The organism is Sphingobium sp. HDIP04 (assembly GCF_000445085.1).
GTDB classification, from domain to species: domain Bacteria; phylum Pseudomonadota; class Alphaproteobacteria; order Sphingomonadales; family Sphingomonadaceae; genus Sphingobium; species Sphingobium indicum.
Genome location: NZ_ATDO01000061.1, coordinates 1 through 6,330, shown reverse-complemented (window position 1 = coordinate 6,330; position 6,330 = coordinate 1). Strand labels below are relative to the sequence as shown.

General features: G+C 64.5%; 6 protein-coding genes and 1 pseudogene. 5 read left to right on the top strand and 2 right to left on the bottom strand.

What is annotated here, in order from left to right; genetic code table 11:
- Window positions 1-46 precede the first annotated feature (46 nt).
- From L286_RS49225 to L286_RS30610, 5 genes and pseudogenes are all read left to right on the top strand, one after another.
- Window positions 47-649: pseudogene (locus L286_RS49225) on the top strand (hypothetical protein); the annotation flags it as partial.
- Window positions 646-999, top strand: coding sequence for a DUF3768 domain-containing protein (locus L286_RS30620; protein ID WP_020818778.1), 354 nt, complete (start codon window positions 646-648; stop codon window positions 997-999). The pseudogene L286_RS49225 and the gene L286_RS30620, both read left to right, overlap by 4 nt.
- 84 nt (window positions 1,000-1,083) lie before the next feature.
- Window positions 1,084-1,962 carry an ATP-binding protein gene (locus tag L286_RS49220; protein WP_020818777.1) on the top strand — a complete coding sequence of 293 codons (879 nt, stop codon included), beginning with the start codon at window positions 1,084-1,086 and terminating at the stop codon, window positions 1,960-1,962.
- A gap of 225 nt (window positions 1,963-2,187) precedes the next feature.
- Window positions 2,188-2,739, top strand: coding sequence for a hypothetical protein (locus L286_RS49215; protein ID WP_020818776.1), 552 nt, complete (start codon window positions 2,188-2,190; stop codon window positions 2,737-2,739).
- Between the two features lie 224 nt (window positions 2,740-2,963).
- A complete protein-coding gene (locus tag L286_RS30610; protein ID WP_020818775.1) occupies window positions 2,964-3,428 on the top strand; it encodes a DUF736 domain-containing protein in 465 nt (154 codons plus the stop codon).
- A 371-nt stretch (window positions 3,429-3,799) separates the two neighbouring features.
- On the opposite strand, the gene istB is transcribed toward L286_RS30610, so the two are convergent.
- Both istB and istA read right to left on the bottom strand, forming a co-directional pair.
- Window positions 3,800-4,609 (bottom strand): IS21-like element helper ATPase IstB, encoded by an 810-nt coding sequence (gene istB, locus L286_RS30605; protein WP_020818758.1) that lies wholly within the window; start codon window positions 4,607-4,609, stop codon window positions 3,800-3,802.
- On the bottom strand, window positions 4,609-6,114 hold the full coding sequence (istA, locus tag L286_RS30600) for an IS21 family transposase (protein WP_020818759.1): 1,506 nt from the start codon (window positions 6,112-6,114) through the stop codon (window positions 4,609-4,611). The genes istB and istA overlap by 1 nt, the downstream gene beginning before the upstream one ends.
- Window positions 6,115-6,330 lie beyond the last annotated feature (216 nt).

Sequence of the window (6,330 nt, the reverse complement as noted above, 5' to 3'; positions counted from 1 at the left end):
AATGCGGGCTTTGTGAGGCAAAGGAGACAGGCCCGTCCAGACCTAATGCTCGCTCAAATGGAAGGTCGCCCCGCAGGACGCCTTTCTCAAGCAGTGGGAACCGGCCAAGGACGCCTGGGCGCGCGGCCAGAAGGTCGTTCGCCTTATCGGCTACGACGCATCGCCGGCTGACACGCGGCGCTATACCCATGCCTCGACCATCACGAGCGATCTTTTCGAATGCCGCTACCCACTGCGCGAATGGGGCTGGGATCGCGCGGCCTGCATCGCCCGGATCGAAGCCGCTCAGCTTCCCGTCCCGCCAAAATCGAGCTGCTTCATCTGCGGGGCGATGAAGCCGGACGAAGTTCGCGCCCTTCCGTCCTGGTGTCTGCGCCTCATCGTGCTGGTCGAGGCGAGAGCGGCCCCGCGTCTCAGGACCGTCGAAGGCCTGTGGCGCCGCTCGACGCGCACGCGGCCCGGGCGCATGACCGATTTCATCCGCGCCGAAGAGTTGCTGCCGGCCGCCGACATCGACGCGATCATCCACGACGCGCCTGCCGACCTCATCCGGTTCCAGGATGTGGCGGCCCATGTCCCGCTCCCCGACCGTCCGGCCATGGCGGAGTGGCTCGAGCAGTTCAACGCCGGCCTGAAGGAGGCAGCATGACCATCTCCGTTACAGAACAGATCGCCCGTTTGAACGACCGTTGCCGCCAGGGTTTCGATCCGACCGCTCGCCTTGTCGTGACCCGCGCCTGCCTCGCTCGTCTCGCAGGCGAAGAAGACGCGGTTCGTGAAATCATTGCCCAGGCTGAACTCCTCGCCGCCGTCCGCCGGTATGACTTTGGCCCCGGCGACGGCCCGGAACGAGACTTCGGCGCCTTCGATCTTCGGGGCGAACGCATCTTCTTCAAGATCGACTATTATGATCCCGCCCTCGAATTCGGATCGGAAGATCCAGCGGACGCATCGCTCACGCGGCGCGTGCTCACGATCATGCTCGCCGAGGATTATTGAGGGCTTCGATCGCGCCCTTCGGCGGTCCGGGAAAAGGGGAGGGGGACTGCAGGCGGAGAATTTCCACTTGTCGAGGAGCCCCAGATGTCCCTTCCCGCCACGATCAACAGCCAGGTCGATCCTGCCGCCGTCACCAGAGTCACCCGCCTCTTCAATAACACGCTCGGCGATATTCTCTCCGAGCTTATCCAGAACGCACGCCGGGCGGGTGCGAGCGCGGTCGACCTCAAGGTCATCGACGCCGATGGGACTGCGTTTCTCGCCATTGCCGACGATGGCGCCGGGATCGAGGATCCATCGGTCATTCTCGCCCTCGGTCGGTCGGGTTGGGGTGACGAGATCGCGCGGCGGGAGGATCCTGCCGGCATGGGCGTGTTCAGCCTTGCCGGTCGCGATGTCGAGATTCGCTCCTGCCCGCGCTCGACTGGCGAGGGCTGGTCGATCCGCATCGCTTCAGGCGATTGGGAGTCCGGCGCGCCCATCGCCGTTGCGCCCTGCACCCACCCGTTCGGAACCGAGATCCGGGTGCCGATTGACGCGCAATGGCTCAAGTCACTCGAGACTATTGCACAAAGCGCCGCGCGTTATTGCCCGCTTCCGGTTCGGCTCGACGGCCAGGATCTACTCCGCGAGGACTGGCTGAAGGGCGCAGAGACGATCATCGAGCAGGACGGCGTCCGCATCGGCATCTATCGCAACTATCTTCACCGGCATTTCAGCCCGAGCATCAACTTCCATGGCGTGACTGTCGCGTCGCTCCTTCCAACGGTCGCGGAAAAGGATCGCCACTGGGCGGCCAAGATCGACATCGTCGATGCTCCGGAATTGCAGCTCGTACTCCCGGCCCGCAAGGAGATGGTCGAGAATGGCGCGCTGCAGAGCCTGCGCGCGGCGATCCGCCTCGCCATCTACCGGCATATCCAGGCGCTCGGCAGTCATCGTCTGGCCTTCGCGGACTGGTGAGAGGCGGCCGATCTCGATGTTCAGCTTCCCGAGGCACGGGGTGAGCTATTCTCATGGACGCCGGCGGTCGCCGACTACAATAGCGGGTCCGGTCGCCAGCACCTGACCTCGACGGACGATCTCGTCCTGATCGATGATTTTGGGCCACCGCTCGAGCAGTGCGCTGCTTTCGCGCTCTCGAAGGACGGCCGCTATGAGGGACGGCTCGCCGAATCCGACGAGGCGATGGTGGGCTATGGCTGGTATGACCGGCTTCCCCGGATCACTGATCTCCGCTTCGAGATCGACAAGGGGGGCGAGACGCTTGTGCTCGGTGGGTCGGACCTTCCCGGTATCGACAGCGGCACGGTCGAGCGACTGGATCTCGTGCTGACGATTTCTGGCCCCGCCCCTGAAACGCTTCATATACCGGCGCCTGTCGCCATCGAATATGACGATGGCCTCTTCTGGAGCTTTGAGGAGGCTAATATTCTCCTGGCGGCACCCACGGCCGTCACGCCTGCCGAACTGGTCGATCTGCTCGACGGCGCCTGCTTTTGCGCCAGCGACGATCGCGAGGCTGATAGCTGGGATACGCAGCACGATCGTTTCCTGCTCGATGCGCAGGAAATGGCGACCCGTCTCCTTCTGGGCGATGAAGCGGCCCTGCTCGAGCGCCTGCGCGCCGTCCTCGCCTACCGGACCCAATGGTTCGTTCCGGAAGGCTCCCGGTTCGTCGCCGTTATCGGACGCGAGGCCATGGATCTACGGATTGAGCGGGTTTCGGCGAGCAGCTGATCTGCTGCCCGACGATTGGCGTCGGGGGTGGGGTTGATCAGGCCGGGACCAGGCGGGGGCTGTTCGGATCGATCCATGGATCGACCGGATCGTCCCGAGGCCGCGGACGCGGGCCTCGGCTATGGCGCTTGCGCGCTGGCTCGGCCGAACGGCCGAGGAGAGGAGGGGGAGGAAGGACGGTGTCCCGGACACAGTGTTCGAGACCATCATCCAGGAGACTTTCCATGAACATTGGTTCGATCAAGCAGAATGAAGGCGGTATTTTCGTCGGCAAGATCGAGACGCTGACGATTGCGATGACGATTGCGCTGCGCGAGGTGCACTCGGCCAATCCGAAGGCGCCGAAGTTCGAGGTGCTGGCGCTGTCGGCATCGCGGGCGTGGGTGCAGGTTGGGGCGCTGTTCGAGCTGTTCTCGAACGGCACGGGCGAGGCGTTCCTCAACGGGAAGATCGAGGATCCGAGCCTGGCGGCGCCGCTTTACATTTCCGCGTTCCGCCAGGAGGACGGCAGCTACAACGTGGTCTGGTCGCGTCCGACGCGGCGGCGCGACCTCGCCTCGGAGATGGCGCGCAAGGCCGATGACGCGCTGCCGCCGCTGCCCGGCGAAGGCGAAACCGCCGGCGCGCCGGCCCAGGGCGCCGAGGCCGGCCTCGGCCAATCCTCCGCAGAGCACGCCTTTGCAAGCTGAGCACCGTCCAGTCGTTGCTTCAAGAGGCCCTCGCTTCCATCGCGGAGCGGGGGCCTTTTGTATTTCTCCATGACAGAGGGCCGCATCACGCTCGGCTCCGGTGACTGGTACGTGTAGCGCGACGATTACGGAGTCCGGTCGGCGTCAATTTTGATGGCCGATAGGTGGCCGCGCCGGTTGGTGAATTCTGGCTACCATTTGCTGTTGCGAGGAGCAACCGTCGAGCGACAATTACGACGCTGGGTAATTGTCGCTGGCGCTGGCCGGAAGCGAGGGTTTGAAGCGCATGGGATGGTTGGCATGTAATTGCCGCTGGCGACAATTACCCGTTGCCTCAGCAAGGGTGCTCCCGAGCGCGAAGCCAGCGACAATTATGATGGCCGGTCCGGGGCGCCATTGGGCGGGTCGTAATCGCCGGCGTTGATGCGGGCGACGGCGGAACGCTTGCGGTAGCTTTCGCCGTTCATCTCGATGATGGTCGAGTGGTGCACGAGGCGGTCGATCGCGGCGACAGCCATGGCGGGATCAGGGAAGACGTTGTCCCATGCCGAAAATGGCTGGTTGGCGGTAATGGCGAGCGAGTGGCGTTCGTAGCGGTGGGCGATGAGCTCGAACAAGGCGCTGGTTTCGACCTGGTCCTTGCGGACGTAGGACAGATCGTCGAGCACGATGAGATCGAACTTGTCGAGCTTGTCGAGCATGGCGGGCAAGCTGAGGTCGCGGCGCGCGGACTGGAGCTTCTGGACCATGTCGGTGGTGGAGCAGAACAGGACGCGCCGCCCCGTGTCGATGAGGGCATGGCCAATGGCGGCAACTGCGTGCGTCTTGCCGGTCCCGCTCTGGCCGAACAGCAGCAGGTTGCCGCCGTTCTCGATCCAGTCGTCACCGGCGGCGAGGGACAAGAGGTGCGGTTTGCGGATGCCGGGGGCGGCGTCGAAATCGAAGGTGGCGAAGGTCTTGCCTGCGGGCAAGCCGGACTGGTCGCGATGGCGCTGGATGCGCCGGGAGGAGCGATCAGCCATCTCGATCTCGAGAAGCGAGGCCAGCAGGTTGGCGGCCGGCCAGCCATCGCGATCGGCGGTGTCGGTGAGGTGCTTCCAGTTGCGGTTGATGCTCGGCAGGCGCAAGGCCTTGAGCAGGGTAGGCAGTACGGCGGCGGCCTGATCCTTGGTGCGGGTCATCAGTGCACCTCCCCGCTGGCGATCAGGCTGTTGTAGCTGTGCAGATCGGGTGGCGGGATAGCGACATCGCGCTGCGATCTTGCGGTTGGCAGGAACTCGTCCCTGAGCGCATCGACATCGGGCAAGCGCCCGCTGTCGAGAGCCTCATCGATCCGCCGGGCCAGCACGTCGACACAGTCGCCCCTGGCGGCGATATCGAGCAGCGCGACGGCATCGCGGCAGGCCTGCCGTCCATCGAGTTGGGCATCGAAGGCTTGCCAGGCCCGCCGGTAGGCGTGATCGGGGAAGAGGGCTTCGCGGTAGACGAGGTTGCGCAGTGCACCGGGCTTGCGGCGCAGGTTACCGATCATGTGCCGGAAATCGATGCTATGCCCCCGGTGGGGATGACTGATCCGCACACGCGGCGTGGACATTACCCTGTCTGGACCGAGGAAGAGCTCGATGCGATCGTCAAAGAGATGCGCGTTGAGGCGCCGTCCGACGAGGCGGGAAGGCACCGAATAGGTAACCCGATCGATGGCGACGGTGCCGTTGCGGGTGACATCGACGGTGACCATGGCGAAATCGGTGGTTCGCCTTGCGGGCAGCGCCTTGAGTACCCTGCGTTCTGCATCGATGCGCGCAGCATGTCGCCGGTTCTGTCTGGCGACCTGCGCCTCAACGAACTCGCGCCAGGCCTCGATGCTAACGAAATCGCGGCTGCCCCGCCGGCGTAAGGCCTGATCGAGCCGTCGCTTGAGATGGGCATGGGGACCTTCGATCGATCCGTTCTCGTGCGCCTCGCCGCGGTTGTTGCGGGTAGCAAGCATGCCGTAATGACGACACAGCTCGTCATAGCTTCGGGTGAAATCCCGCTGCGCATCGGCGTTGAGGTTTTTGTAGGCGGCTGACAGGGAATCGCTGCGGTGTTCGGCCGGCGCACCGCCCAGCTTCCACAACGCATCCTGCAGGTGCTCCGAAAGGGCGGCAAAGCTCTCCCCGCCCAGCACGACAGCCGCATGCTCCCAGCCACTCGCCGCCAAGCGGAAGTGGTAGAGGCGATAGGCCAGGGTCTCGCCGGCAACAGTGACCTTGAGACTGTCGCATACCGTGAAATCCGACAGGCCCTGCCGACCGGGCTCATGATGCTGCGGGAAGAAGATCTCCTTCTCGCCGCCGTGCAGTGCCCGCCAGCGGGCGATCCGGCGTTCCAGTGTTCGTCGTATCGCATCGGGAACAGCATCCTCGCCGAACTCGTCCTGGAGCGTCTCGAAGACCGTGACGGCAATGATACCGTCGATCTGGAGCAACTCCTCTATACGTGGCCAGAATGGCTCGAGCGGATCGGCGCGGGTGCGCCAGTGGCGCTCCTTCTTCTTCTGGGACGGAAGCTGCGGATCGTTCTCGATCCGGCGTGCGCTGCGTTCGCTGATACCGGCCTTGGCAGCCGCGACGGCCTGGGTGTGTTGGCGACGATGGGTCATGAAGAGAAATACCTGCTGATCGGAAATGTGGTGGCCCGGCATCGCAAACCCATCGCTCGTTGTTCGATGAGTGTTCCGATACCACCGCCCGCCACAGCCCCGATCTGCCCCCCGAAAGAAGGGGAAAAAGATCGCCACCGGTTGTCTGGTCCGCTCTCCGGTCGGGGCTGCGCCCCTCCCTACGATCAGACCAGACAACCGATCCTACCGGCCATCATAGTCGCCGCTCAACCGGCCATCGTAGTTGTCGCCGCGCAG